This window comes from Pseudomonas sp. EB271-G4-1, from assembly GCF_058791355.1.
Map to the genome: position 1 here is coordinate 18324 of NZ_JBYTEO010000037.1, position 26326 is coordinate 44649.

Sequence of the window (26326 nt, forward strand, 5' to 3'; positions counted from 1 at the left end):
CAAACCAATCCCGACTGAGGCCTACACCATGAAATTCTTTTTCCATCCTTCGCCTAACCCGATGAAAGTCGCCCTGCTGCTCGAAGAACTGCAAACGCCCTATGAGTTGATCGGCGTCGACACCTTCAAGGGCGAGCAGCATTTGCCAGCCTTCCTCGCGATCAACCCGAACGCCAAGGTTCCGGCCCTGGTTGATGGCGACGCGACGGTTTTCGACTCCCAGGCCATCCTGCTGCACCTGGCGCAAAAGCATGAGCGTTTCCTGCCCAGCAGCGCTGCCGGCAACGCCGAGCTGCTGTCGTGGTTGATGTTCATTGCCACCGGCCTGTCGCCGTTCTCCGGCCAGGCCGTGCACTTCCTGCATCACGCCCCAGAGGACCTGCCCTACGCGAAAAATCGCTATCTCAAGGAAATCGAACGCCACTATCGCGTACTCGACCAGCGTCTGGCCGACCATCAGTACCTGGCTGGCGACAGCTACAGCATCGCCGACATGGCACTCTGGGGCTGGGCCAACTATGCGCCGTACATCCTTGGCGAAAACGGCTTGGCGGCCTACCCCAACGTCAAGCGCCTGTTTGACGAAATCAGCGCCCGCCCGGCGGCCCAGCGAGCCCTGGGCCTGAAAGAGAAGCTGGTGCTAAAGGCCGAATTCGACGAAGAAACTCGCCGTAACCTGTTCCCGCAGAACCAGGCCCGGTAAGACGTTCACGACATTCGAAGGTGATGAAAATGAGTGATCACGGCGGGCGCCTGCTCTTTGGAGTGAGTGACCGTCCGTTAGCCCGCACTGGAATGCGTCACGACCTCCATGGGATGATCGCGCCCCCACCGCGCGACCATCCCTGGAGTTTTCGAATGTCACTGTTGAGTAAAAAAGCCGTTGTCCTGTTGCTGGCAACAGCTGCCAGCCTGGGGGCTTTGAATGTGCAGGCGGCCAAGGCCCCCGCCAAAGAGACGGTGCAGGGGCAGAAGGTCTCGATGCTCGACGGCAAGTTCACCTTCACCCTGCCCAAGGGGTTCATCGCCAACCCGTTGCCAGCCAGCCCCACGGGCGCAAGCGGCACCATGTACGCCAATGAAACCACCAAGACCGTGGTGATCGCTGCGCAAAACAGCCTGCCCGAGGGGGTCAAGGTCAAGGACAACGACGGCGAGTTTCTCGACGACACCGCGGCCGATTTCGACTCGGCGCAACACCAAGCCCTGCCGGACTACAACAAACTCAGCGAAAAAAGCCTGACCCTGAAGGCAACAGGCCTGGGCGTGCGCCAGGTCGACAGCACCGCCACCCAGGGCGGCGGCACGACCCTCAACACCACGTTGATGGCGGCATCGGGCAACCACATGACCGTGATTCAGGTCATCTCCCGCCCCGGCGACATGGCGGCTCACGAAACCCTGATCAAGCAGATCGTCAGCGGCAAATAAGCCTCAGGGATTGAGGCGCTGCAGCCAGGCGCTCAAGTCCTGCAGTTCTTCGGCACTGATGCTGTGGCCAACACCTTGGTAAGCGTGGAACTCGGGCTCCAGTGATACGCTTTGCAACAGGCTGTTGGCTTCGGTGCCATCGCTCAAGGGAAGGCGCTGGTCCGCCGTGCCATGGCCGATGAAAATCGCCAGCGACTCGCGCTTTTCATCCGGTTTGAGCTCGGACCGCAGCACCGGCAGGATCCGCCCGCTCAACGCGGCAATCCCGCCCACCGCTTCGGGACGCCGCAGGGCGACTTCGTAGGACATGATCGCGCCCTGGCTGAACCCCACCAGGAACACCTTATGCGGTTGTGTGTGATATTTTTTCGTCGCCTGTGTGATGAACTCCAGCAGCAACTGGCCGCTGGACTTCAGGTCATCTGTCTCGCCGTTGTAGGCACCTTCGCCTTTCTTGCGAAACCACTGGTAACTTCCCTCTTGCATCACCATCGGCGCCCGCACCGACAGGTAGTTGTATTCGCTGGGTAAGTCATCCTTGATGCCGAACAGATCCTGCTCGTTACTGCCATAGCCGTGGAGAAAAATCACCAGCGGCTGCCCGCTGGAATCGCGGTTGACCTGTTCCATGTACTTGAGCGGCAGATCGGTTTGCAGGGCGGGTTGAGCGTGGACAGTGGCGGATGCCAGCAGCGTGAACAGAGCGAGAAACTTCAGCATAAACCTTCCTTCACCGTGCGCAGGATTCAGGACAGAGCCTAGCACCTTCGTTGGAGCGACTCCCAACATTGGTACGATTGCGGAATCGGACTACAGCAGACAAGGAAACGTCTGATTTACGCACGACAGCCTCGTAGTGAACCCTGTGCGCGGCACTTTGCCACTCCTCCGTCCCATCGGGAGCAGGAGCAATTTGATCGTCATCAGACAAGGAGTTCAAGCAATGGCAAAGGGATATTTCATTCGCAAGGGTGACAAGACCACCTGTGGTGGCGAGGTGCTGGACGCCGATACCCGCGTCATGATGTTTGGCTTCGCCCATGCTCGCGCAGGGGATCCGGTGTCCTGTGGCAAAAATGATGAAACCTACGAAATCGAGGGTGGCATCGCGTTCTTTGGCAGTCACGGGGGCCTGGTGGCGGGCTCGCTGGACAGCCGCAGCGGCTGTCCCTGCAAGGCTGGGCTCGTCCCCTCGTTTACCACCGCCACCTATGAGTCCCGACAGGGTGCTGCGCCACCAGCCGCGAGAAGTGCCCCTCAACAGGAGGCCACGCCAGTGGCCCCCAGCAACCCGGTGACGCCGCGACAATCCAGTTTCACTTCGGCGCGGGCACCCTCACCGACGCTCAGCGAACGGCCAGGAACGGCCTGCGAAAACCATTGGCGCGGCTACCAGCAGCGGGTCGAAAACGTCGTGGCACCGAACGGCAAGCTGATCGCCGACCCGAAGGCGCGCAACAAGGCGATCAATGCCGCCTATGCCCAGCTGTGGCGCCACGACCCGCGTTTCCCGGGCCGGGCTGGCGGCCTTCGCCTCGAAACAGGTGGGTTGTGGATTGCTGCACGCGGCCGACACGATCGAGAAAGTTCAGGCGGAAGAGGAAACGATATAGCAACTGAAGGACAGCGCCAGACAAGGATTGAGAGGTTTGCTCAGCCCCAGTGAGCGGGAAAAGCGCGCGACCATTCGCGCGTTTGAGCAGCGCCAACGCGAGTATGAAGAGGCCAACCGGGACAACCCGGTGTGGGGCTTCACCCATTGGGGGGCCGACCTTCCCTTGTCCTACTCGCAACGGATGTACCGGTTTGTGTACGAAATGCTGGCCATGGGGAATACCACGCTGTTTCTGGATGTATATCCGCTGCATGTGTTCTACCGGGAGCGGGGGCTGGAGGCGATGAAGGATTGTCTGGGTTCACGTAGCAACATTTATGGGCATGGCCAACATCCCGTGCTGTGGCCGGTCGGGCAGAAAACTCTAGAGTTCGGGATTGACCATGAAGAAATTCTCCTGGCCTTCGAGGCGATTGAGGCGGGTAACATCGCCGAAAGTGTTGAGCATCTGGCCAAACACGAACAGGTCAATATTCTGCAACCAGCGATGTACAGCGACTGGCGATTCAATTCATTGCTGTACAGTAATCATCTTTCCTACCTGGTCGGTTTTCCGTCCGGTGCCGCCGAAGCCATCGAATTGACGTTGGCCAGTCAGTGCCGCCGCATCGATGATGGACGCACCATTGGTTTCAGCAACACCCCCTTTGCCAACCTGGCCGATATCAATCAGCGCATGGCCTTCGTACTGAGGGCAGCGAAGCAGTTTGATGATCTGCTGCACAGCGACCAGAGCGAGCAGATTGAGCGGTCGATTCGGGATATTGCCCTGGGTGGTGGCGTGCGATGAGCCTGTTGCAACGCGTGGGCTCGCGACGTGGTGCGTTGGTAATGGCGGTCGCCGCCCTCCTGACGCTGGCGGCGATTCAAAAACTTTCGGATGAGCCGGAAATCGCTCTCGTGATTGGCGAGCCGTACGAGGCCATGCGCCAGCGCTCCAGCGCAAGAATCGACCCAGTCATACCAGGGCACTCCTGGTTCAATGTTCCCAAGTCTGATGCCCGTCTGCGCTTCGCAGATCCTGAGTTTGGCTTTGTGACTCCGCTGGCCCGTTTCTTCACGGTAGGTTTTGGACGCGATGAACGGATTGACGGTGTCCGCATGTCTCCGCAAGTCGAGCCGCTATTACTCGACGACACCCTCAAGGTTGTGCTGGATCTGCAGGAGCAATGGCGCAACGCTGGCTGGGTACCCATCCGGGTCAAGGACTTCCCCTCATTCGCCGACACCCCGCAATGGCGTGCCCAATTGCAAGGTGTAAAAAACGTCGAAAAAGCTTACTGGCGAGCAGGTGACAAGTACCAACTGATGCTGGTGGTTGGCCGTTTCAAGGACGTCAAGCACTCCACTGAAGAACGCTACCTCATCACCTTGGGCATCCACCGATCACGAGGCGTGCAATGAATCTCCCCTCAATCGTTAATCAACTTCCCAACCCGAATCGGCTCGCGCCCGGCCACTTTCGCCTGCCAGGTGCCCGGTTGCGTATAGCGACCACGATCGATCGCGAACAACACGCCACTGGTGCCCGCGCGCACGGTAGTGAGCTTGTCGTTCAGCGGGTCGACCACTTCAAACAGTGCATCGCCCTGCTCCACCCATTCACCGGCATCGCGCAGGAAGCTGACCACGCCGTGATGCGGTGCGAACAGGTATTGAGTGCCTTCAAACGGCATGCCCTCACAGCACTCGCTCGGTGCCACGGGCCAGGTGCCCTTGATGAAACCCTGCTCGGCGAGAAAGCCCAGGATCGCCTCGCAATTGGCCCGGGCCTGATCGACCCGGGTATCGCCCATGCTGCCAAGCTCCAGCGTGGTTGCCAGGTTGGCCGGTGGGATGGCGGCTTCGGGGAAAGCCCTGGCCAGGCGTAACCAGGGCGAAGAGCAGGATTCGTCGAAGGAACTGCCGCCGGAATCTTCGCACAGCAACGCCACCCCGGCTTTCAGGCGCGCCGCCAGCGATTGCCACTGCGGCCAGTGTTGCGGCAAGGCGTAGAGGTGGATCGCCGCGTCGAAGTCGCAATGCAGATCGAGGGTGATGTCGGCGTCGCAGGCGTGGCGCAGCAACAGGCGGTGCATCGCTTCGAGTTGCGACGCCGGGGCCGGCAGGTCGTCGAGTACTTGGCCCATGGCCTGGCGAATCAAGGCGATGTTAGCCTCGGCATCGCTGCCCAGACGATCGCCCACCCGCTGCGCTACCGGTGCGCTGAGTTCGACGAACGAGCGGTTGAAGTTCTTGCCGCTGCCCAGTTCGAAGCGCCCCATGTGGCTGCCTTGCAGGTGCTGATCGAGACCGATGGGGTTGGCCACCGGCACCAGTTCGATCAGGCCTTGCAGTTGACCCTGGCTTTCCAGTTCCGCCAGGCGCTGCTTGAGCTCCCAGGCCGTGCGCATGCCTGGCAGTTCATCAGCGTGCAGGCTGGCCTGGATATAGACTTTGCGGGTGCCTGCGCCATATCGAAACACGCTGAGGGTGCGCTCGGTCCCCAGGTGGCTCCAGGGCAGTGAATGGTCGATGCGTTGCATGGGAAGACTCCGATTCTCTGTAGGAGCTGCCGCGGGCTGCGATCTTTTGATTTTGATTTTTTAAAAGCAAGATCAAAAGATCGCAGCCTGCGGCAGCTCCTACAGTGAGCAATGTGATAGGGAGGATAAATCATGAGCATAAAAAAATGGCCACCGCGTCAACGGGGCCATTTTTTTGAACGGCTCGATTACTCGCCGTAAACGTCAAACTTGAAGTACTTGTCCTGAACTTGCTTGTACTTGCCGTTTGCGCGGATCTCGGTAATGGCTTTGTTGAACTGCTCGGCCAAGGCGGTATCGCCCTTGCGCACGGCAATCCCGGCGCCACCGCCGAAGTATTTCGGGTCGTTGTACTCAGGCCCCACGAAAGCGAAACCTTTACCGGCGTCGGTCTTCAGGAAACCGTCGTCGAGGTTGACCGAATCGGCCAGCAGTGCGTCGACGCGACCGGACACCATGTCCAGGTTCGCTTCCTGCTGGGAACCGTAGCGCACCAGGATAATCCCTGCCGGTTGCAGCACTTCGGTGGCAAAACGGTCATGGGTACTGGCACGCAGGACACCGACTTTCTTGCCCTTGAGCTCGGTCAACGGATCTTTGACGTCGGAACCTTCCTTCATCACGAAACGCGCCGGGGTGTGGTAGTACTTGATGGTGAAGTCGACATTTTTCTTGCGATCGTCGGTGATGGTCATGGACGAGAGGATGGCGTCGATTTTCTTGACCTTCAGCGCAGGAATCAGGCCGTCGAACTCTTGCTCGACCCAAGTGCACTTGACGTTCATCTGCTCGCACAGTGCGTCGCCGATGTCCACGTCGAAACCGGTGAGTTTGCCGTCAGGGGTTTTCATCGAGAACGGCGGGTAACCGGCCTCGATACCGATGCGGATGGGCTTGGTATCCGCGGCCACGGCGGTCAGGGACAACATCGACAGTGCCAGGGCACCGAACATCACTAGCTTTTTCATTTATAACTCCTGTGTGCGGAGACTTTTATTGATAGCTTTCGGTCGGTAGCTTGTGGCCGGGAAACCGAAGTGGCCGGCAGTCTAGAGCGGCCTTCACAGGGTAAATTATTTGGAGGCGACAAATATTTACGGAAAGTGGTCAGCGACGCGCAAGCGAATCCAGCATGCGCTAAAGCGGTGCAACGTCCGATAGAAAACCACCTCGCTCCTACAAAGGACGAGGTTTGCCGAGACGTCGATCCGTGGTCGCCACCGACACGTAGGAGCGAGCATGCTCGCGATGGTCGTCAACGATGACGCGGGGTACCTGACACCCCGCGGCGTTCTCAGGTGCATCGCGAGCATGCTCGCTCCTACAGGGGGTCAGCACGCACAGCCGACAGCGGCACTCGCCGCACTCAACGCGAACCCTTCGTCCAGCCACCCGGTCACGCCGCCGATCATTTCCTTGACCGGGTAACCCAGCGCCGCCAGTTTCACCGCTGCCTTGTTCGCGCCGTTGCAGTGGGGGCCGGCGCAATAGACCACGAACAGGCTGGTTTTCGGGTAGTCGCGCAAACCATCGACGGTGAGCAGGCGCCCGGGAATGTTGATCGCGCCGGGTACATGCCCCCGGTCGAACGCCAGCGGCCCCCGCACATCCACCAGGACAAAATCGACTTCACCGGCCTGTTGGCTGGCGTAGACGTCGGAACAGTCGGTTTCGAATGTCAGGCGGTTGCTGAAATGCATCAAGGCAATGGCTGAAGGGGCGGCTGGTATTTCGCGCACGAGGCTGGTCATGGGCAGGGCTCCGGAAGGTCAGTGGGTGTGAACAGACTTTATCTACGCGGCGCCAGGGTCTAAAGTGGCGCACAAGACACTCACCGGGAATTTTCCGCCAAATGCATGCTTCTCCAGGGCTGGTCGCGATCCTGGCCTACGACGGCCTGTGTACCTTCGAATTCGGCATCGCCGTGGAGATCTTCGGGCTGGCGCGGCCAGAGTTCGATTTCCCTTGGTACAGCCATCAGATCGCGGCCGTCGATCAAGGCCCAATGCGCGCCATGGGCGGCATCCGGATACTGGCCGATGGCGGCCTGGAGCTGCTGGAACAAGCCCGGACCGTGATCATTCCCGGCTGGCGCGATCGTCATGCAGCCGTGCCTGAGGCATTGCTGATGGCCCTGCGCCAGGCCCATGCGCGGGGCGCGCGGTTACTGTCGATCTGCTCGGGGGTGTTCGTACTGGCCGCTACCGGTTTGCTCGACGGTCGCGGCGCCACCACTCACTGGCGCTACACCGCGGAACTGGCTGAGCGCTTCCCGAACATCCTGGTGGACCCAGGCGTGCTCTATGTCGACTCGGGTCAGTTGATCACCTCGGCCGGCAGCGCAGCCGGTATCGACGCCTGCCTGCATCTGGTGGCGCGGGACTTCGGTACCCAGGTCGCCAACTCGGTGGCGCGGCGCCTGGTGATGTCACCGCAACGCACCGGGGGCCAGGCACAGTTCATTCCGACGCCGGTCAGTCCTACGCCGCGTAGCGATCTTTCGCGCGTCATGCAGTGGGCACGCGAGCGTTTGCACGAACCGCTGGAGGTTCGCGACCTGGCCAGCGAAGCCGCCATGAGCGAGCGCACGTTCCTGCGCCGTTTCACCGAAGCCAGCGGTCAGTCGCCCAAGACCTGGTTGCAACATGAGCGCCTGGGGCGTGCCCGGGAATTGCTGGAAAGCACCGACCAGCACACCGAGCAAATCGCCCAGCTGTGTGGTTATCGTTCAGTGGAAAGCTTTCGCGTGGCATTTCGCAATGTGGTCGGCCTGCCGCCGTCAGTGTATCGAGAACGGTTTGGGCAAACGGACAAGCGCATCTCCTGAGGCGTGCTTCAGGGCTTGCGCAATAGATAGGTGTCCATGATCCAGCCATTGGCCTGCCGGGCCGCCTTGCGCACCCGCTCGATCTGCTGCGCTACCTCCTCGAGCTTGCCGCTGATGAGGATTTCATCCGGCGTCCCGAGGTAGGCGCCCCAGTAAATCTCTGTCTGCCGATCCTCAACATGCTGATAAGCATCCTGGGCGTCGAGCATCACCACCAGACTGTCGGCATCACTCACCTGCCCCGCGGCCAAGCGCCGGCCGGTGGTAATTTCAACCGAGCGGCCTATTTGATTAAGCGCCACCTTGTGCTGCGCGGCCAGCGCCTGGACGCTGGTGATGCCGGGAATTACCTCGAACTCGAAGGCACAGGTGCCTGAAACCAGGATCGCCTGCAGGATGCGAATGGTGCTGTCGTACAACGCCGGGTCGCCCCACACCAGAAAACCGCCGCACTGGTCATCGGCCAGTTCTTCATTGATCAGCCGCTCGAAGGTTCGCTGCTTGGCCAGGTTCAGCGCATCGACGCTGGTTCTGTAGTCGACGTCGCCACGCTCGCGCTCCGGGCTCGAGGCTTCGACAAAACGGTAGTGCGGATCGGTGATATGGCGCTCGCACAGCTCGCGGCGCAGGTCGATCAGCTTATCCTTGCTCTGGCCCTTGTCCATGATAAAAAAAACATCCACCCGATTCAGCGCCTTCACGGCCTGCAGGGTGATGTAGTCAGGGTTGCCGGCGCCGATGCCGATGACCAGCAGTTTTTTCATCAAGGCATTCTCTCGTTATCGTTGCACGACAGCCGGAGCCGCCAGCAACCATGGAACTGCAGGTCTATCGTCGACAGCGGCTCGACATCGATCAGGTTGAAGGCTGAACCCTGCAGCACGTGCATCAATGCGGCACGCATGACGAATGGATGGGTCACGGCAAGTACATGGCCGGGCTGCGCTTCCAGGGTTTTCAACCAGGTGGCGACGCGTTTGCCGACTTGCGCCACCGACTCGCCACCGTGGGGTGCCGAACGTGGGTCGGCAAGCCAGGCCTGAAGTCGTTCGTCCTGGTTTTTTTGCAGGTCGCTGATTCGCTTGCCGCGCCAATGACCAAAGTCGCAATCGCGCAGGGCGTCGACGATTTCCACGGGCGTACCGAACAGCTCGGCGGTCTGTCGTGTACGTAACTCTGGAGCACACAGCAGGCGCGATGCCTGCGAGAATCGAGCGCCCCGAGAGCCACGCGCCGATTGCCAATCCATCTCCAGGGGTTCGTCCAAAGGAAAGCGCGCCAGTTTCTGTGCCTGGGTTCGAGCGTGGCAGATCAAGGTCAAACGGGTTGCCTGCACGAAAAAAATCACTCTATGGGATAAATAGGAAAATCAGTGCCTGGCCGTCAGTCATTGCACAATTGTGCCGTAAGACAGATCGTCTTGGCCGGAAAACCTGCAAATTCGTCATCATTTCAGACCGGCCCACGTGATAGCCTTCCACTTCTTCGGCGTTGACACCTTTGCTCAAGCCTTTCCATTTCCATTGGTGGAACTCATATGTCCAGGCTTTCTCATCAAGATTTGCGCCGCAATTTTCGCCAACTGTTCGCCTCCAACACTTGCTATCACACCGCGTCGGTCTTCGACCCGATGTCGGCACGCATTGCTGCTGACCTCGGGTTCGAGGTGGGGATCCTTGGTGGGTCGGTCGCGTCTTTGCAGGTCCTGGGCGCCCCGGACTTTGCGTTGATCAGCCTCAGCGAATTCGCCGAACAGGCCACCCGTATCGGCCGCGTCGCCCAATTGCCGGTGATTGCCGACGCCGACCACGGTTACGGCAACGCGCTCAATGTCATGCGCACCATCGTTGAGCTCGAACGTGCCGGCGTGGCCGCGCTGACCATCGAAGACACCTTGCTGCCAGCACAATTTGGTCGAAAATCCACGGACCTGATCACGGTCGCCGAAGGAGTCGGCAAGATTCGCGCGGCACTGGAAGCCCGGTGCGACTCGGAAATGGCAATCATCGCCCGCACCCATGCAGGCATCCTGCCGGTCCAGGAAATCATCAGCCGCACCAAGCAATACCAAGCCGCCGGCGCGGACGGCATCTGCATGGTGGGGGTAAAGGATTTCGACCACCTGGAGCAGATCGCCGAACACCTGAGCGTGCCCCTGATGCTGGTGACCTACGGCAATCCGTTGTTGCGTGACGACAAACGCCTCGCCGAACTGGGCGTGCGAGTCGTCATCGACGGCCACGGCGCCTACTTCGCCGCCATCAAGGCGACGTACGACAGCCTGCGCGAACAGCGCCAGATATTTACCCAGGCGGCAGATCTCAGCGCTACCGAACTGACGCATACCTACACCCAGCCAGAGGAATACATCCGTTGGGCGGAGGAGTTCATGCATGTTAAAGAGTAAGGGCTGAAGGGTTGGCTCTGGCCGGCTCTTGCTCTTGCTCTTGCTCTTGCTCTTGCTCTTGATCCACCCGCCCTATATCGGGAGGCCTCGTTCCGGTGTTCATCCGGGGAGTGGCGCGCAGCGCCGTTCGACGCAGTCGAACACGCTGCATGTAGGTGCAGCGAAGCCAACCGGAGGGCGTTAGACAAAAGGGACTCGCCGTAAGGGCGAAACCATAAGCCGTCGTTACCGCAGCAATGGATATGTACACAGTCAACAAAACACAGGTCCGCTCTCAGGCCGCCTTCGCTGCGATGCGGCGGCCCGACAGGCCAGCTCCCACAATAGATCAAGTATAGCCACGAGAGATTGCTCGGTTCTCAGGTCGTCATCGCTGGCAAGCCAGCTCCTACAGGGGGCGGCGCAGAAGGTCAGACCGAGTCAAGCAACTCGTGGTGAGGCCGGTCATTACTGCTACAGATAACACGATTACGCCCCGTGGTCTTGGCCTCATAGAGCGCCTGGTCAGCGTCGTTGAGCCACAGGGTCGCGTCAGCGTGGCGTACGTCGAAGGCTGCCAGGCCGATGCTCAAGCTGACTTTCAGTGACGGGTTTTGCTCGTAGCCCAGGGTCGCGAAGCGGTCGCGCAAGGCGTCCATGGCCGCAGCTGCACTGCCCAGGGGCAGGTCGGGAAGAATCACGCAGAACTCGTCGCCGCCATAACGCCCGGCCACATCGCTCACCCGCAGGTTCTGCTTGAGCATCTTGCTCAGTTGCCGCAGCACGATGTCACCGGCAACGTGGCCGTAGGTGTCATTGATGCTTTTGAAGTGGTCGATGTCGATCAGGGCAATGGCCCCGCCCTGCTGCTGGCGTTGGCAGCGCTGGAATTCAATCTCCAACTGATCCTTCCAGGCGCCGTGATTGAGCAGGCCGGTCAGGCTGTCGGTGCGGCTCAGGGCCAGCAGTTCACGCTTTTTCCTGCCGAGGGTATAGGCCTGGCGATAGCAGATCCAGCCCAGTGCGATGGGATAAAAACACATCAAGGGCAAGCAGGCGTAAAGCTGCAGCTGACTGGTTTCTGGAATGAAGGCCGGGGTGAAGATCAACCAGCCGACGCACACGCCGAGTAGCTGCGCCACACTGCCCACCAGGAGAAAACGCAAACCGCCGATGGCGACGTTGTTCATGGCCATCATTGACAAGGTGGTGGCACTGGGCAGCGGATTAAATTGCATGGCGGCGACCCAGAAGCCGCCCATAAAGGCATCGATCAACAAGTTGCGGTGTTCGGCGTGATAAGCGGCCTTGGCACGTCGCGCCCACAGATAGGCCAGGTGAGGCCAAAGCAAGCCGTTGAACAGCATCACCCCCCATACCCAGGGAGCCGGGTCCAGGGGATACATCGCCACACTCACGCAGATCAAACCTAACACCAGGCCAAGGATGCGCGACGTGTAGAGCCTCTTGGCCAGTGAAAGTCCTTTTCCTCCCGTCTTTCCCATTGGGACCTCTGCACCACAGAACGAACCTGTTCACACCGCGATTGCAGGGTGTGCCCGAAGTCTAACAGGGCAACGGCAAATAGCCATCACCGGCTGGCGGGACGAACTCCCGTCGCCTGCAAATCGTTGAATCTGCAGAAACGGCTATACATGAAGTGAAGGACTGAATCACAACGTTGAACAGGAGGCCCATGCACACCTTCGAAGTGCTGATCATCGGCAGCGGTTTTGGCGGCCAGTGCGCGGCGATCAATTTGCTCAAGGCCGGCATCGACGATTTTCGCCTGCTGGAACGACGGAATTTCTTCGGCGGCACCTGGTGCCAGAATACCTACCCGGGCGCCGCAGTCGACGTGCCCTCGCCACTCTATTCGCTGTCGTTCGCGCCCTACCGCTGGACGCAGATGTTCGCCGAACAGGCTGAACTGCACTGCTACACCCGCTACGTGGTGGAGCACTTCGGCCTGCGGGACAAGGTGGAGCTGCAGGCCAATGTCGAGCGTGTCGAATGGGACGAAGAACATAAACGCTGGACGGTTCACACCACCAAGGGCGCTTTTTATGCACAGTTCCTGATCAATGCCACCGGTCCCTTGAGCCAACCGGTGATCCCACACTTCGAAGGTCAGGAACGCTTTAGCGGCAAATCTTTTCATACCAACAATTGGGATCATTCCTACGACTACCGGCAAAAGCGTGTGGCCATCGTCGGCAGTGGCGCCAGCGCAGCCCAAGTGATTCCGGCGATAGCCCCGGATGTCGAGCACCTGCATGTGTTCCAGCGCACGCCGCATTGGGTACTGCCAAGGGCCGACCGCACCTTTGGCCGCTTCCAGCGCTGGTTGCTCGGCCTCAAACCGGCCTACAAGCTGCTGCGCTGGATGATCTACTGGCAATTCGAAACCCGGGTGATTGCCTTCAAATACTCGAAGCCGGCAATCGGCATGGTGCAGCATCAGGCACTGCGCTTTCTCAAACGCCAAGTGCCGGACGCCGAACTGCGGCGTAAACTGACGCCCGACTATACGATCGGCTGCAAGCGGGTAATTCTGTCGAGCACGCTCTACCCCGCGCTGTGTCGCACCAACGTGACATTGCACAGCCGCGAACAGGGCATCAAGGCCATCGATGAAACCGGCATCCTCATGCAGGACGGCCAGCACATCGACCTTGACCTGATCGTCTGGTCCACCGGTTACGACGCTACCGACGGGGTGATTTCCTACCCCGTCACGGGAAAAAACGGCATCTGCCTCAAGGACGTCTGGTCGCAATATCCGCGCGCCTATCTCGGCACCAGCCTGCCGGCCTTCCCCAACCTGTTTATCGTCACCGGGCCGAACACTGGAATCGGCCACACATCAGCACTGTTCATCATCGAATCGCAAATGAACTACATCCTCGATTGCATCCGCACGATAAAAGCACGCGGTTTGCGCAGCATCGAAGTACGCCCCGAGGCAGAACGTACCTACACTGAAATGATCCATAGAGAGATGAAACGCACAGTGTGGAAGTCAGGAGGCTGCCACAGTTGGTATCAAAGCAAGAGCGGTCATGTGATTGCCATGTTTCCCGGGTTCAGTTTCAGCTTTCATCGCTTGACCCGAACCCTGAAACCGGCGGACCACATCGTGTCCTGATCAGATAGAAGGAAGACGCTGATGCTTTTACTGGTTGTCGCTATCGCGGTATTTGCCGCCTGGAGCTGGTTGAGCTACCCGGCCATCGGGTACTGGCTGTACGACTTGAGCGTGGCCGTCGAAGCCAAGTTGTACAAATTGCACAAGATCGTCGTGCCCATCGCCGAAATGACCGTCTCGACCTGGCAAGGCGGGCCGTATGAGGCGTCCAGCAACGTGTTGATGCTCCACGGCTTCAGTGCCGACAAGAACCTGTGGCTGCGTTTTGCCCGGCACTTTGTCGGCAACTACCGGGTGATCATCCCCGACATCGCCGGCCATGGCGAAACCGGCTTCAAGGCGGGTGGCGGCTATGACATTCCCTTGCAAGCCAAACGCATGATCCAGCTGCTCGATGTCTGCGGGGTCGATAAGGTCCATGTCATCGGCAACTCGATGGGCGGCTACATCGCAGCCTGGCTGGCGGCCAACTATCCGGAGCGCATTGCCTCGCTCGCCCTGTTCGACCCTGCCGGGGTGACCGCGCCAGAACCCAGTGACCTGGAGCGGCATTTGGCCAGGGGCCACAACCCGTTCCTGATCCACTCACGGGAAGAATTCAAATACTTCTATGGCATGACCATGGCCGAACCACCTTGGGTGCCGCGCGTGGTGCTGGATGCCGTCGCCCATCGCTACCAACAGTCGCGTGACGAACTGGAAGAAATCTTCCGCGACTTTCGCGCCAGCCCGCCAATGGAACCCAGGCTGCCAGCGATCAAGGCGCCGGCACTGTTGCTCTGGGGGCGCAAGGATCGCTTGATCGATGTCAGCAGCGTGGCGATCTGGAGCAAGGGCCTGGCGGACCTGCGGGTGGAAATATGGGAAGGCATCGGGCACATGCCGATGCTCGAAGCACCCGCCGGTTCGGCACGCCTGTATCGGGAGTTTTTGGCATCGCTGCGCTCGGAAAGCCCTCAGGATCAACGACTGCACTGAACTGGCAGTCCTTTGCAGAATGAAGTCCGTCAGAAACTTCGTTTGCCGGCGTCGACGAAGGCTGCGATCTTTTCGCCCATCCTTCTCGTCAACGCGCCAGGAATTTTGTTCATGAGCCAGCCAAGCTTCATCAGCCCCGACCTGATCCGCCAACGCTTCTCCAAAGCGATGTCCGACATGTACCGCGAAGAAGTGCCGCTGTACGGCGCGCTGATGGAACTGGTGGAACAGACCAACCGTCACGTGCTGGACAACGACCCGCAAGTGGCCCAGCAGTTGAACAGCACCGGCGAAATCGAGCGCCTGGACCTGGAGCGTCATGGTGCAATCCGCGTTGGCACCGCCGCAGAACTGGCCACCCTCGCCCGCCTGTTCGCGGTCATGGGCATGCAGCCGGTGGGTTATTACGACCTGACTCCGGCCGGGGTGCCAGTGCATTCCACGGCGTTTCGCGCGGTGCATGAAGCGTCTTTGCAGGTCAGCCCGTTCCGGGTGTTCACCTCGCTGCTACGCCTGGAATTGATCGAAGACCTGGAGCTGCGGGCCTTTGCCCAGTCGGTGCTGGATCAGCGTTCGATCTTCACCGCCGCCGCCCTTACGCTGATCGAACGCGCCGAATCCCAAGGCGGCCTTAGCGAAAAAGAGGCCGATGAGTTCGTCGACCAGGCCCTGGAAACTTTCCGCTGGCACCACAGCGCCACCGTTACCGCCGAGCAGTATCAGAAACTCAGCGCCCAGCATCGCCTGATTGCCGACGTGGTGGCGTTCAAGGGACCGCACATCAATCACCTGACGCCACGCACCCTGGACATCGACATCGTGCAGGCGCAGATGCCAGTGCACGGCATCACCCCCAAAGCGGTGATCGAAGGCCCGCCCCGCCGCCAGTTCCCAATCCTGCTGCGCCAGACCAGTTTCAAGGCGCTTGACGAGCCCGTTGCCTTCACCGATCAATCCGACACTCGCGGCAGCCACAGCGCCCGGTTCGGTGAAATCGAACAACGCGGTGCCGCACTGACGCCCAAGGGCCGGGCGCTGTACGACCGTTTGCTCAATGCCGCCCGGGACGAACTCAAGGACTTCCCCAACGAAGCCAATGCCGCCCGCTACAACGATTTGATGGCGCAACACTTCAGCGAGTTTCCCGACACCTATGAGGGCATGCGCCAACAGGAACTGGCGTTCTTTCGCTACTTTGTGACGGAAAAAGGCCTGGCTGCGGCTGAACTGAAAACCATGACGCTCGAAGATCTGGTCAGCGGCGGGTATCTGCGCGTTGAACCGCTGGTCTACGAGGATTTCCTGCCGGTAAGCGCGGCCGGGATCTTTCAGTCAAACCTGGGCGATGCGGCGCAAACCCACTACGGCGTGCACTCCAACCAGCAGGCGTTCGAAAAAGCCCTGGGGCGTTCGACGATTGATGAACTGCAGTTGTATGCACAAACGCAACAGCGCTCGATCGAGCAGTGCCTAGCCGCCCTGGGTCACTAAACTAACCTGACGACCCTTGTAGGAGCCGGCTTGCCGGCGAAGGCGTCCTTAAGCATGGCGTTGGCCTATCGGGCGCCTTCGCCGGCAAGCCGGGCTCCTACAGGATGTTCATTTCAATTTTGATAGCAAAGCCTCGGCCGCGGCCTGTGAAGACGCTGGATTTTGCCCCGTCAGCAGCAGGCCATCGGTCAGCACGTAGCTCGCCCAATCAGGCCCCTTCGAAAAAATCCCGCCCTTGGCCTTCAGTTCGTCCTCCACCAGGAACGGCACGACCTTGGTCAGTTGCACGGCTTCTTCTTCGCTATTGGTAAACCCTGTCACTTTCTTGCCCTTGACCAGAGGCTGGCCGTCGGCGTCCTTGGCATGGCGCAATACACCGGGCGCATGACAGACGGCCGCGACCGGCTTGCCGGCGTTGTAGAACGCTTCGATGAGGGCGATCGAATCACGGTCTTCCGCCAGGTCCCAGAGCGGTCCATGGCCGCCTGGATAGAAAATTGCGTCGTAGTCCCCGGCCTTCACCGTGCCCAGCATGACGGTCGAGGCCAATGCGGATTGAGCCGCCGGGTCCTGGCGAAACCGTCGGGTGGCATCGGTTTGCGCATCCGGCTCGTCGCTTTTGGGGTCCAGCGGGGGCTGGCCGCCCTTGGGCGAGGCCAGGGTCAGTTGCGCGCCGGCGTCCTTGAAAACGTAATAGGGTGCAGCGAATTCTTCCAGCCAGAAGCCGGTTTTCTTGCCGGTGTTACCCAACTGATCGTGGGACGTTAGAACCATCAGGATTTTCATGTCGTCGTCACTCCATCTCGGAACTGCAAGCACAACATATAACACTTAGTTACAAGTTTAAGCCCGCGCCCCTCATTCGATTGAAAGTGCAGTCGTACTTTGAAAAAGTGTTCGCCCAGCGCTATGGCCTCGGCAATCCATGCACTGGTAAAGAACCCTGACACTGGGCGAACGGGGTGTATTTTAATAGATGTTTATGGATATGTCCGTGCTTTAAACATGAAATTTGCCGATACATATTCGATTGGATGTCGATTTAAATTCCATTAAAACCAACAATTTAAACCCACCAGTTCGGCCAAACTTGATTGTTCCTATACAAAAAGTTGTACAGGAACAATCAGTGAACAATCACTCAACTTCCGGACTTGCTGGTCACCTGCAGGATGTCGGTGTAAGTCACATAAACGCTTTGCCCGACTTTCAGGTCCTTCAACTTGGCTTGAACTTCCGGTTTTTCGACAGTGATGGTTTTGGTCTGCCCCGCCGGGTTTTTAAAGGACACCTGGTTTTTCTTCAGGTCGATGTCGGTGATTTGCAACTGGACTTGTACCTGACGATAAGCTTCGCCGCCTGGCACGCTACCGGGTGCATTGCGGGCTTCGCCGGCACGCTCCGAGCTGCCCGGCAAACCCTTGTCGACATCGGTGTCGAGGTAGGCCGCGACGGAGCGGGTGACCTTGATATCGACCTGATCGCCGGGTTTCAGCTGGCCGAGGTTTTTTGCCTTCTCGGTCAGTTGCACGTGGACCTGACGACCTTCCGGCCCTTCAAGCACCACTTGATGTTTGGCGGCATCGACCGACACGACTTTGGTGCTGACTTGATCAGCCTCCACGACGGCAGACAACGGGATATCTGCGGCAACGGCGCTGAGGCTGGCAGCGGACAACAAGGTAGCAAGGGTGACAGCTTTGGTCAGTGCATGAAGTTTCATAGGCAGAACATTCCCTGTGATGAATGACGACAAACGGCGCCGAAACAAGATCAAACGCCGTGTGTGGGATGAGCATAGACGCTGATACGGGAGTGTTCGCAGTTTCTTGTACGGTCGATTTGCCGCTGGCGGTCATGCGTCAGGATCATCCAGCTCCCGGGTTACGTTGATCGCCGGTGAGTCCTTGTGGGATTGCTCCGCCCGGGCCTTGAGCGCCTGCCATTGTTCGAGATCTATGGCGCCCTGCCCCAGCAAATCGTCAGCCAGGCGCTGCAAGTCCATGTAATAGGAGTCAGGAGACTGCTGCCAATAAGCCTCGTCTTCAAACAGGCGCTGCCACGCGTCAAGGTCGGGCGGTGTGAGGTCTTCGCGCATGTCGGACTCCTGCGGGGGTGTTCGTACGGTAGAGAGGTGGACGCCGGGCGGAGTTCCGGTTGATTGCACGCAATGCGATTTCCCATGGGAGCTGGCGCAGGCTGCGATCTTTAGACGCTAATAACCGGTCATTTCCAGATACCCCTGCCCACCATGGCTGCCGCTCAACCGCACCGGCCCCTCCCAATAGGGAATGCGCAGATCCATCCAGGCTTTGGGATTCAGGGCGCTGATGACGATATCAAGGTGTTTGCCGGGGATCCGGATCGACCAGCGCACCGGCATCGTGCGCCCGGCTACCTTGGCGGTGTCCTGTGGAGTGAGAAGGATGTCGTCGGCGCTAAGCATTTGCGCCTGGCCCTGGGCGTCGATCCAGGTTCCGGTCAGGTAAGGTTCGCCGCTTTTTTGCCGCATGCGATAGAGCATCACCTGGTCGCCGCTGTCCAGGTGCAGGGAAAACCAGTCCCAGCCACTCTGGTTGGCGGTCAGGGGCTGGCTGCTCCATTCCCGGTCGAGCCACGCGGGGCCACGGACCTGGAAACGCTCGCCGTCGATCTCAAGCAGGCCGCTGGCCTGGAAAAACGGCTGGCTGTAGTAATAGGAAGCCTGGCCCTGTTCGGATTTCTGACTGAATCCCTTGTCCCCTTGCAGCACCAGCGGTCCATTCGAGGTCAGTCGCAGTTGATAGCTGAACGCCTTGTCACGGGCACTGAGTTGCAGATCGGCCAACGGGTCGGGCCCCGTTGCCTGACTGCTGAAACGCCAGTCGTCGATCCACGCATTGAAGGGCGCAAGGCTCACGCCGGCCTGCCCTACGCCGCCGCGGGCATAACGCTCGGCGGCGTGATGCACCGAGGCCGAGGTCACCGCCGCGTGGCCCAGCCAGATCGTCTGGCTCGCCCAGCCAGTCGCCTCGGGTGTCGCTTTCAAGGCACTGCGAAACAGCGTCCACTGCACGCCGAATTCGCGCCCCTGCTCATCCTTGAGGTTGGCGGTGACGTACCACCATTCGATGCGAAAGCCGTCATGGGGGCCGTGATCCGCCGGGAAGCTGAACACTCTACCGGGTACCACCGGCGTAAAGGCGGTCGCTTGATTGCCGAGGCCGGCAAAACCCTTCTCGACCGGCGCCGGCTGATCGCAACCAGCGAGCAACGCAATGACCAGCCACGCCCAACGCTTAATCCTCATGGGCAAAGGTCCTCAGCAGGTCCGCCGGTTGTGTGCGATACAGCGAATAAAGCGGCCACGCCGACGCCAGCAAGGTCGCCAACAACGCCAGCCCCATCAGCTGCAGCAATTGCAAGGGAAATACCCGCAGCGGCAGACGCCAGCCAAACGCCTGGACGTTGATCACGGAGTCCAGGCACCAGGCCAACGCAATGCCCAGCGGCAACGCCAGTACCAACGTCAGCACCGCCAGCAGCCAGGTTTGCCCGAGGTTGAGCAGCATCAGTTGGCGGCGCGTCACGCCCAGCGCCCACAACGGCGCCAACTGCCCGAGACGGCTCTGGCTTTGCGTCAACAGGCTGATGAACAACGCCACGCCCGCCACGCAAAGGGTCAGGCTATTGAGCGCGGCGGTGGCGGCGAAGGTGCGCTCGAACACCTGCGTCGACCAGTTCTTGAGCCGGGCCTGGTCGACGATGCGACTGTCCTCCAGGGCAAAACGCGCTTGCAGCGCGGTCACGAACGGCGTGATCAATGCCGGCTCGATGCGCAGGTTGAAGCGGTTCGGCGCCAGTTGTGGCCAGCCGCGCAGCAAGTGGTTGACGTTGACCAGCAGGTGCCCCTTGGGATTGCCGTAGTCGGCGTAGATCCCGACGATACGTGGTGACCAGGAACCGTTGGGCGTGGCAATCGTCACCTGATCGCCGAGCCTGACCTTCAAGCGCCGCGCCAGTTGCTCGCTGAGCATTATCGCGTCGTCCGCCGCCAGGCTGTCCCAAGGCTTGTCGCCCACGGCCTCAAGCAACGGCCAATGCTGGCGATAGGTCGGATGATCGATCACGCCAAACACATCCGCCGGCCAGCCCTGCAATTGAATCGACACCTGCCAGTTGGGCAACACCGCCGTCAGTTGCGGTTGTTGCTGGAGCCAGCCGTACATCTCCCGGGCCTGGGCCGGGTTTTGTGGATTGAGGTAAAGCTCGGCGGTCAGCCGCTGTTCCAGCCAGTCGCTGAAGGTGTGGCGGAAACCGGCGGTCATGCTGCCGGCACCGATGTTGGCTGCCAGGGCCAGTAACAACGCCATCAGCGCCAGGCTCAAGGCCGGCAGTTGCTGGCGACAATCGGCGACAAACCACTGACCGAGTACCGTCGAACTGTGGTGCGTCAGCCCATTGAGCACGGCATTGAGTACCACCGGCAACGCTAACGCTGCGCCCAGCAATAGCGTGGCCATCAGCAAGAATCCGCTGGCCAGGCTGTCACCGCGCAACAACGCCAGCAACGCGACGCCCAAGGCCATCGCCGCGACCCAGCCCTGGCGGCGCAGCCAGCGCGCATGGGCCTGATGCCAGGCCTGGGGGTCGGCCAGGGCCAGCAACGGTAAACGCGCTGCACGCCACAAACTGTTGGCTCCCGCGAGCGCGGCGCCGAGCAGGCCCAGGCCGATACCGCTGAGCCACCACGGCGGGCTCAGGCTCAACTGCCCCGCCACTTCGGCACCGTACAACCCGCGCAGGCTGGCGGCGACATCCGGCAGCAACACGCTGGCCAGCAGGTAACCGCTGACGACACCCGCCACGCCGCCGATCAAGGCCAGAGCACCCAGCTCGACGGCCAGGCAGGCGATCAGCATCCGCGCGCTGACGCCGCACGCGCGCAGGGTCCGCAGCAAACCTCGACGCTGTTCCAACGCCAGCCCGATCGCGGCATGCACGATGAACAGGCCGACCACGAACGATAGAAACCCCAAGGCGTCCAGGTTCAGGTGAAAGCTCTCGGTCAGGCGCGCCAGATTATTTTCTTCGTCGCTGGTCTTAAGCTGAAGTTGGCCCTTGAACGAATCGGGCAGTGTCGCGGTGAAATCCTTGGGCAGCAGCAAGCGCGATAGCTGATCGGGCAAACCGAGTATCTGCTGGGCAAAACCGATATCCACCAGCAGCACACCCGGCGCCATGTCAGCCTCGGCGCGCAGGGGCGGCAATGCCTGGCCGTTCAACGCCTGCGGCCGCTCGCCCGGCGCCAATCCCAACGCCTGCAGGGTCTGCGGCGCGATCCAGGTACTGCCTGGCGGGGTGAAAAACTCCACGACCTGTTCGATGGCCAGTGCCTGCCCCGCCACCTCGGAGCCGGCCGGCAGCGACACGGGCTCGATGCCCATCAGTTGCAGGCGCTGATCCTCGTGGCCCTTGAGCGTCAGCCGTCCTTGCAACACCGGCGACACCGGCCAACCGGCATGGCGCAGGTCAACAAACAGCTGCTGGGAAAAGGTCCCGCCACCGGGTGCACTCAGGCTGGCCTGAGGTTCGCCGCCGATCAGCTGACTGGCCCTGGCATAGCTGTCCCGCGCCTGACTGTTCAGTGCTTGCACACCGGTGAGCAGGCTGGTGGCCAGCCACAACCCGGTCAGCACACTGAAAAACTGCACCGGGTGCTGCCGCCAATGGCTGAGCAGTGCGCGCAGGGTTTCACGAAAAATGCGCATCTCAGCGTTCGTCCACAGGCGCCAGACGACCGCCATGCAGCACCACCTTTTCAGCCATGCGGGCTGCCACGCTGGGGCTGTGCGTGACCATCAGCAGGGTCGTCGGGCTGTCATCGAGCAGCTCCAGCAATAACTTCAGCACTTCGTCGCTGGTGGCTTCATCGAGACTGCCGGTAGGTTCGTCGGCCAACAGCAGTTTCGGTTGCGACGCCAGTGCGCGGCCCAATGCGACCCGTTGTTGCTGGCCGCCGGAGAGCTGTTCAGGATAACGCCGCAGCAAATCATTCAAGCCCAACCGCTGCACCAGATGCGCCTGCCAGCGTGGATCATGGCGCCCGGCCAGGCGTGCTTGAAACGCCAGGTTATCCTCCACCCGCAAACTGCCGATCAGGTTGAACTGCTGGAACACCAGGCCAATCTCAGTGCGCCGCCAGCTCGCCAGTTGCCCCTCGCTCATCTGCTCCAGGCGATGTTCACCGCTGTGGATGCTGCCGCGATCGACCTTGTCCAGCCCGGCGATCAAATGCAACAAGGTGCTCTTGCCGCTGCCCGACTCACCCATCAACGCCAGGCTGCTGCCGGGCTTGAGGGTCAGGTTGACACCTTGCAGCACCGGCAACGGGCCTTGTGGGGTGGCGTAGCTTTTGAAGACATCCTGGACTTCAAGCATGGCAGAACCCGTTCAATGAGCGTGGGCCAAGGATAGCGGCCCGCAATGGTTTTTGTCCGTTGCCGGTTGCGGCCCTGCGCGGCCGTTTCGAATGAAACCGAACGACGCTTCTCGTCGCAATTACTGAACCCGGGTAGCAAAAGATCATAAACCCGCTATTACGTTAGTGATTGCCCTTCATTCATTGCAAATCGTCACAGGTACGCCCCACGATGCGAAATCCACTCAAGCATTCGAGAGCTCGATCTGTTTTTCTTCTGGGTGTTATCTCAATGGGGCTGACTGCTTGCACCAGCGATGAGAAAGCCGCCAATGAAATAACTCGGCCCCCTATCGATGACAGCGAAACGTCGTCTGTGCGCATCACGACGAGTTGGCTACAACACTCACTTAGCCAAACTGGTTGTCTGCAGCGCGCCAGAGCGGCCCTGACAAAAGCGAGATATTTTGTTGAAGCAGGAGAAAGATCAGTCTATGGGTTGCGTGAAGGCATGACTTTTTCGATTCGCTGCGACTATGAAGGCGTTGCATTTTTTGCAGTGGCTTATCGCAAAAGGCCAAGCACTCAAACCCAGGATCGGATCTTGAATGAAATCACCCGGCTGTTTTAGCCCGAGTGCCTGGTTGCAAGCCTACGAGTCAGTCCCCGCGCAGAATCAGCGCATGCGCCCCCTCCCACTCGGCGAAGATTTTTTGCCCGGAGCGCACGCCAAGCAAGTTGTAATCGGCATGCCGTTTCTGCACCTGCAACTCAATCCCGCCGCAGGCTTCGAGATAGATGTTGACCATCGATCCGATGAACTCTTCACCGACGACGGTGCAGTTCAACCGGTTACGTCGCGTAGGCTGCGCGGTCAAGTCGATATGCTCGGCGCTTACGCAGACCGTAACGCGCTCAGCGGGAACAACCGTTTTACCCTCCGGTAGCCGCGCCAGGAATCCACCGTGCTCGGTATCCAGGCAAACCAGCCCGCTATCGTCGAAGCCAACGACAGTGGCATCAAGGATGTTTTTACCGCCAACGAATTCGGCAACAAAGCGATTGTGAGGCTCAAGGAAAACCTCCTGCGGCGTGCCTATCTGTTCGACCCGACCTCGACTCATGATCATCACACGATCGGCCATTGCGAAGGCTTCGGATTGGCTGTGAGTGACGTAGACAAAGGTGATACCCAGGTCCTTCTGCAGTCCAGTCAGCACGCCTTGCATGCGCACACTCAGATGAGCGTCGAGTGCGCTCAGCGGCTCGTCGAGCAGCAGGATTGGCGGTTCGGTGACCAGCGAGCGCGCCAGCGCCACCCGTTGACGCTGGCCACCGGAGAGCAGGCTGATGTCGCGCGTGGCAAACTCTTGCAATCCCAGTCGCTCAAGCCATTCAAGCGACTTCTTGCGTCGCTCTGCCTTGGCCATTCCTCTCATGCGCAGGCCGAATTCGACATTCTCCAGCACGTTCAGAAACGGGAAGAGTGCGAGGTTTTGCCAGACCAGTGGCGTCTCCCGGTCCCAGGAGTAGAGATCGTTTATGCGCTCACCGTTAAGGCGAATTTCCCCTTCACTGGGCTTATCCAACCCCGCGAGCATGCGCAGAGTCGTGGTCTTGCCACAGCCGCTCGATCCCATGATCGCAACGAACTCACCTTTATGGATTTCCAGGTTCATGCGCTCGACAGCCTGGTAGCTGCCGAAATGCTTGACCACGTTGTCGAATACCACCAGCGGTTGAGTCATGTCTGAATCCTTCGTGTCCAGATGATTTTTCAAGGGTGGTATCAGGCACTCGCGGGCTTGCGCCGACGCATCAACAGCAATTGCGCGAGAATCACCAGGGTCATGGTCGTGATGAACACGATCGTGCCGATCGCGTTGATGGTCGGGCTCACCTGCCCTTGCAAGGTGTTGAGGATGCGCACCGGTACCGTCTCGTTGAGTCCCGATACGAACCAGGCGACAGCGAACTCATCGAAGGAAACGGCCATGGTCACGAACAGCGCGGCGAAAATGCTCGGCGCCGTGAACGGCAAGATTACATAGCGCATGGCCTTCCACTGATTGGCCCCCAGGTTCCAGGCCGCAGCCTCGATGTTGGGGTCCATCTGCGCCAGACGCATCCGGATGACCGCCATTGCGAAGGGGGCACACATCACGATGTGGCTGATCATCACGGCGTAAATCTCGCCGGAAAGCCCGATTCGCGACAGGAAAGCCAACATCGCCAGCCCCATGATCACCACCGGAATGGTAGGCGGCAGTAGCGCGAGCGCCATGTAGATTGACTTGCCGAAGAACCCGTAACGAAAGTCCGTGTAAGCCGCAGTGAAGCCGAGTACGGTCGATACCAGCGACACGACCACACCCACCGCGAGGCTGTTCCTGAAGGCCTGCCACACAGCCGGGTCGGAGGCGATCGTCTCGTACCAGTGCAGGCTGAAGCTGCCCAGTGGCAAGGAAGGGAAGCGGTCGTTGTTGAACGAGAACACGAAACTGCCGGCAATGGGCATGAAGATGAAGATGAACACCAGTACGACAAAACTGCGCAGCAAGAAATTGATCATCCGATGCTCGTTCATGCACGCCTCCGGTAAGCGAAGCGAACCGCGGCAAAAGCCGAGAGGAGCAACGTCGCGATCATCATCGTTGCGATCACCGCCGCCCGTGGCCATTGCTGGCCGGACTTGGTGGTGTCAGTGATCAGCGTACTCAGGGTTGGCGGCTGACCACCGCCCAGATAAAGCGGGCTTACAAAATCGCCGAACGTCAGTATGAAACAGAACAGCGCCGCGACGACGATACCGATCCGCGCCGACGGCACTACCACCAGCAACACCGTTCGCCATCGTCCGCAGCCGAGGTTGTGCGCGGCCTCGATCAACGAGCGGTCGACGTACATCAGGCTGAACAATTGCAGCAAGATCACCAATGGCAGACATAGCGTGAAATAGCCGACATAGGTGCCGAACGCCGTGTTCAGCATGGCAAAGGGCTCCAGGCCGACCAGGCCAAGCGCGGCGTTGAAGATACCGTTGTCGCTGAGAAACACCTGCCATGAATAGGTGCGCACCAGGTAGCTGGTGAAGAACGGTGTGACCAGCAGCAACACCAGCAACTGCTTTGCCGACTCGCGGAACTTGAAGGCGATTGTATAAGCGCAGGGAAAAGCCACCAGGCTGACCAGAACCGTGGCACCCGCCGCCATTGCAAGGGTGTGGACGTACGCATCCCAGAAGAAGCCACGGCTGAGCATGTAACTCCAGTTCTGCCACTCGAACGTCGGCACCATCCGGAAATTGCGTACCAGCCAAAAGCTGATGGCCACCAGAAACACCAGCGGCAATACGAAGAAAATCAATTGCCAGATCAGGATCGGCATCGAGACACAAAGGCCAAACCACGGTAAGCGCCACCCCCTCTTGCTGGTGGCGCGGCGCGTTTCGGCGCGCGCGTTATCGGAGAGCTCCGACGGCGAAGTCTTCAACTTGTCTGAAATCATGGGGACCACCTCCGCGCG

The 26326-nt window shown here is 60.0% G+C and carries 27 protein-coding genes; 11 read left to right on the forward strand and 16 right to left on the reverse strand.

Annotated elements, in window-relative coordinates:
- The first annotated feature begins 28 nt into the window (after positions 1–28).
- Together AC3WWR_RS18890 and AC3WWR_RS18895 are read left to right on the forward strand one after the other, a co-directional pair.
- On the forward strand, positions 29–703 hold the full coding sequence (locus tag AC3WWR_RS18890; protein WP_151141846.1) for a glutathione S-transferase family protein: 675 nt from the start codon (positions 29–31) through the stop codon (positions 701–703).
- Positions 704–858: 155 nt separating this feature from the next.
- On the forward strand, positions 859–1431 hold the full coding sequence (locus tag AC3WWR_RS18895) for a DcrB/PsbP domain-containing protein (RefSeq protein ID WP_492598947.1): 573 nt from the start codon (positions 859–861) through the stop codon (positions 1429–1431).
- Positions 1432–1434: 3 nt separating this feature from the next.
- Here the strand turns inward: AC3WWR_RS18895 and AC3WWR_RS18900 are convergent, their stop codons facing one another.
- Positions 1435–2151 carry an alpha/beta hydrolase gene (locus AC3WWR_RS18900; RefSeq protein ID WP_151141842.1) on the reverse strand — a complete coding sequence of 239 codons (717 nt, stop codon included), beginning with the start codon at positions 2149–2151 and terminating at the stop codon, positions 1435–1437.
- 193 nt (positions 2152–2344) lie between these two features.
- On the opposite strand from AC3WWR_RS18900, the gene AC3WWR_RS18905 reads away from it, so the two are divergent.
- From AC3WWR_RS18905 to AC3WWR_RS18915, 3 genes are read left to right on the forward strand one after another with little or no spacing between them, the layout of a single operon-like run.
- Complete coding sequence (locus tag AC3WWR_RS18905) at positions 2345–3097, forward strand: PAAR domain-containing protein (protein ID WP_455710426.1); 753 nt, start codon at positions 2345–2347, stop codon at positions 3095–3097.
- Positions 3081–3836 carry a DUF2515 family protein gene (locus tag AC3WWR_RS18910; RefSeq protein WP_455710425.1) on the forward strand — a complete coding sequence of 252 codons (756 nt, stop codon included), beginning with the start codon at positions 3081–3083 and terminating at the stop codon, positions 3834–3836. The genes AC3WWR_RS18905 and AC3WWR_RS18910 overlap by 17 nt, the downstream gene beginning before the upstream one ends.
- Complete coding sequence (locus AC3WWR_RS18915; RefSeq protein ID WP_151141840.1) at positions 3833–4450, forward strand: hypothetical protein; 618 nt, start codon at positions 3833–3835, stop codon at positions 4448–4450. The genes AC3WWR_RS18910 and AC3WWR_RS18915 overlap by 4 nt, the downstream gene beginning before the upstream one ends.
- Before the next feature lie 8 nt (positions 4451–4458).
- Here AC3WWR_RS18915 and AC3WWR_RS18920 read toward each other — a convergent pair whose 3' ends face one another.
- From AC3WWR_RS18920 to AC3WWR_RS18930, 3 genes are all read right to left on the reverse strand, one after another.
- The gene (locus AC3WWR_RS18920) at positions 4459–5571 is read right to left on the reverse strand and encodes a succinylglutamate desuccinylase/aspartoacylase family protein (protein WP_188263508.1); all 1113 of its coding nucleotides are present in this window, start codon (positions 5569–5571) and stop codon (positions 4459–4461) included.
- Positions 5572–5759: 188 nt separating this feature from the next.
- On the reverse strand, positions 5760–6539 hold the full coding sequence (locus AC3WWR_RS18925) for an ABC transporter substrate-binding protein (protein WP_020800005.1): 780 nt from the start codon (positions 6537–6539) through the stop codon (positions 5760–5762).
- A gap of 363 nt (positions 6540–6902) precedes the next feature.
- Positions 6903–7322, reverse strand: coding sequence for a rhodanese-like domain-containing protein (locus AC3WWR_RS18930; RefSeq protein ID WP_020800004.1), 420 nt, complete (start codon positions 7320–7322; stop codon positions 6903–6905).
- A 101-nt stretch (positions 7323–7423) separates the two neighbouring features.
- Here AC3WWR_RS18930 and ftrA point away from each other — a divergent pair, with 101 nt between their 5' ends.
- Positions 7424–8398 (forward strand): transcriptional regulator FtrA, encoded by a 975-nt coding sequence (ftrA, locus tag AC3WWR_RS18935; protein WP_151141836.1) that lies wholly within the window; start codon positions 7424–7426, stop codon positions 8396–8398.
- Positions 8399–8406: 8 nt separating this feature from the next.
- Here ftrA and cobF read toward each other — a convergent pair whose 3' ends face one another.
- Together cobF and AC3WWR_RS18945 are read right to left on the reverse strand one after the other, a co-directional pair.
- Positions 8407–9162, reverse strand: a complete 756-nt coding sequence (cobF, locus tag AC3WWR_RS18940) for a precorrin-6A synthase (deacetylating) (RefSeq protein ID WP_020800002.1) — start codon at positions 9160–9162, stop codon at positions 8407–8409.
- Positions 9162–9734 carry a histidine phosphatase family protein gene (locus AC3WWR_RS18945; protein WP_151141834.1) on the reverse strand — a complete coding sequence of 191 codons (573 nt, stop codon included), beginning with the start codon at positions 9732–9734 and terminating at the stop codon, positions 9162–9164. The genes cobF and AC3WWR_RS18945 overlap by 1 nt, the downstream gene beginning before the upstream one ends.
- Before the next feature lie 201 nt (positions 9735–9935).
- Between AC3WWR_RS18945 and AC3WWR_RS18950 the strand changes: the two genes are divergently transcribed.
- Positions 9936–10805, forward strand: coding sequence for an isocitrate lyase/PEP mutase family protein (locus AC3WWR_RS18950; RefSeq protein WP_110753048.1), 870 nt, complete (start codon positions 9936–9938; stop codon positions 10803–10805).
- Between the two features lie 410 nt (positions 10806–11215).
- On the opposite strand, the gene AC3WWR_RS18955 is transcribed toward AC3WWR_RS18950, so the two are convergent.
- The gene (locus tag AC3WWR_RS18955; RefSeq protein WP_020796266.1) at positions 11216–12289 is read right to left on the reverse strand and encodes a diguanylate cyclase; all 1074 of its coding nucleotides are present in this window, start codon (positions 12287–12289) and stop codon (positions 11216–11218) included.
- Between the two features lie 191 nt (positions 12290–12480).
- On the opposite strand from AC3WWR_RS18955, the gene AC3WWR_RS18960 reads away from it, so the two are divergent.
- The 3 genes from AC3WWR_RS18960 to hglS all read left to right on the forward strand — a co-directional run bounded on the left by AC3WWR_RS18960 (position 12481) and on the right by hglS (position 16401).
- Entirely contained in the window at positions 12481–13932 is a 1452-nt protein-coding gene (locus tag AC3WWR_RS18960) for a flavin-containing monooxygenase (RefSeq protein WP_492598948.1), read from the forward strand.
- Positions 13933–13953: 21 nt separating this feature from the next.
- Positions 13954–14910 (forward strand): alpha/beta fold hydrolase, encoded by a 957-nt coding sequence (locus tag AC3WWR_RS18965; RefSeq protein ID WP_020796264.1) that lies wholly within the window; start codon positions 13954–13956, stop codon positions 14908–14910.
- Positions 14911–15021: 111 nt separating this feature from the next.
- The gene (gene hglS, locus AC3WWR_RS18970; RefSeq protein WP_083348810.1) at positions 15022–16401 is read left to right on the forward strand and encodes a 2-oxoadipate dioxygenase/decarboxylase HglS; all 1380 of its coding nucleotides are present in this window, start codon (positions 15022–15024) and stop codon (positions 16399–16401) included.
- A 108-nt stretch (positions 16402–16509) separates the two neighbouring features.
- On the opposite strand, the gene AC3WWR_RS18975 is transcribed toward hglS, so the two are convergent.
- The 6 genes from AC3WWR_RS18975 to AC3WWR_RS19000 all read right to left on the reverse strand — a co-directional run bounded on the left by AC3WWR_RS18975 (position 16510) and on the right by AC3WWR_RS19000 (position 22821).
- Positions 16510–17187 carry a type 1 glutamine amidotransferase domain-containing protein gene (locus AC3WWR_RS18975; protein WP_033044854.1) on the reverse strand — a complete coding sequence of 226 codons (678 nt, stop codon included), beginning with the start codon at positions 17185–17187 and terminating at the stop codon, positions 16510–16512.
- A gap of 355 nt (positions 17188–17542) precedes the next feature.
- Entirely contained in the window at positions 17543–18124 is a 582-nt protein-coding gene (locus AC3WWR_RS18980; protein ID WP_033044852.1) for a hypothetical protein, read from the reverse strand.
- 132 nt (positions 18125–18256) lie between these two features.
- Complete coding sequence (locus tag AC3WWR_RS18985) at positions 18257–18499, reverse strand: hypothetical protein (RefSeq protein ID WP_020796260.1); 243 nt, start codon at positions 18497–18499, stop codon at positions 18257–18259.
- 117 nt (positions 18500–18616) lie between these two features.
- The gene (locus AC3WWR_RS18990) at positions 18617–19690 is read right to left on the reverse strand and encodes a lipocalin-like domain-containing protein (protein WP_492598949.1); all 1074 of its coding nucleotides are present in this window, start codon (positions 19688–19690) and stop codon (positions 18617–18619) included.
- Positions 19680–22151, reverse strand: coding sequence for an ABC transporter permease (locus AC3WWR_RS18995; RefSeq protein WP_492598954.1), 2472 nt, complete (start codon positions 22149–22151; stop codon positions 19680–19682). The genes AC3WWR_RS18990 and AC3WWR_RS18995 overlap by 11 nt, the downstream gene beginning before the upstream one ends.
- 1 nt (position 22152) lies before the next feature.
- The gene (locus AC3WWR_RS19000; RefSeq protein ID WP_492598950.1) at positions 22153–22821 is read right to left on the reverse strand and encodes an ABC transporter ATP-binding protein; all 669 of its coding nucleotides are present in this window, start codon (positions 22819–22821) and stop codon (positions 22153–22155) included.
- A 212-nt stretch (positions 22822–23033) separates the two neighbouring features.
- Here AC3WWR_RS19000 and AC3WWR_RS19005 point away from each other — a divergent pair, with 212 nt between their 5' ends.
- Complete coding sequence (locus tag AC3WWR_RS19005) at positions 23034–23432, forward strand: hypothetical protein (protein ID WP_141195463.1); 399 nt, start codon at positions 23034–23036, stop codon at positions 23430–23432.
- 28 nt (positions 23433–23460) lie between these two features.
- On the opposite strand, the gene AC3WWR_RS19010 is transcribed toward AC3WWR_RS19005, so the two are convergent.
- The 3 genes from AC3WWR_RS19010 to AC3WWR_RS19020 are packed head-to-tail and all read right to left on the reverse strand — an operon-like array spanning position 23461 to position 26308.
- Complete coding sequence (locus AC3WWR_RS19010; RefSeq protein ID WP_020796255.1) at positions 23461–24549, reverse strand: ABC transporter ATP-binding protein; 1089 nt, start codon at positions 24547–24549, stop codon at positions 23461–23463.
- Between the two features lie 41 nt (positions 24550–24590).
- The gene (locus AC3WWR_RS19015; protein WP_083348807.1) at positions 24591–25388 is read right to left on the reverse strand and encodes an ABC transporter permease; all 798 of its coding nucleotides are present in this window, start codon (positions 25386–25388) and stop codon (positions 24591–24593) included.
- Complete coding sequence (locus AC3WWR_RS19020) at positions 25385–26308, reverse strand: ABC transporter permease (RefSeq protein WP_042955250.1); 924 nt, start codon at positions 26306–26308, stop codon at positions 25385–25387. Before AC3WWR_RS19020 ends, AC3WWR_RS19015 begins: the two co-directional genes overlap by 4 nt.
- Positions 26309–26326: the final 18 nt, after the last annotated feature.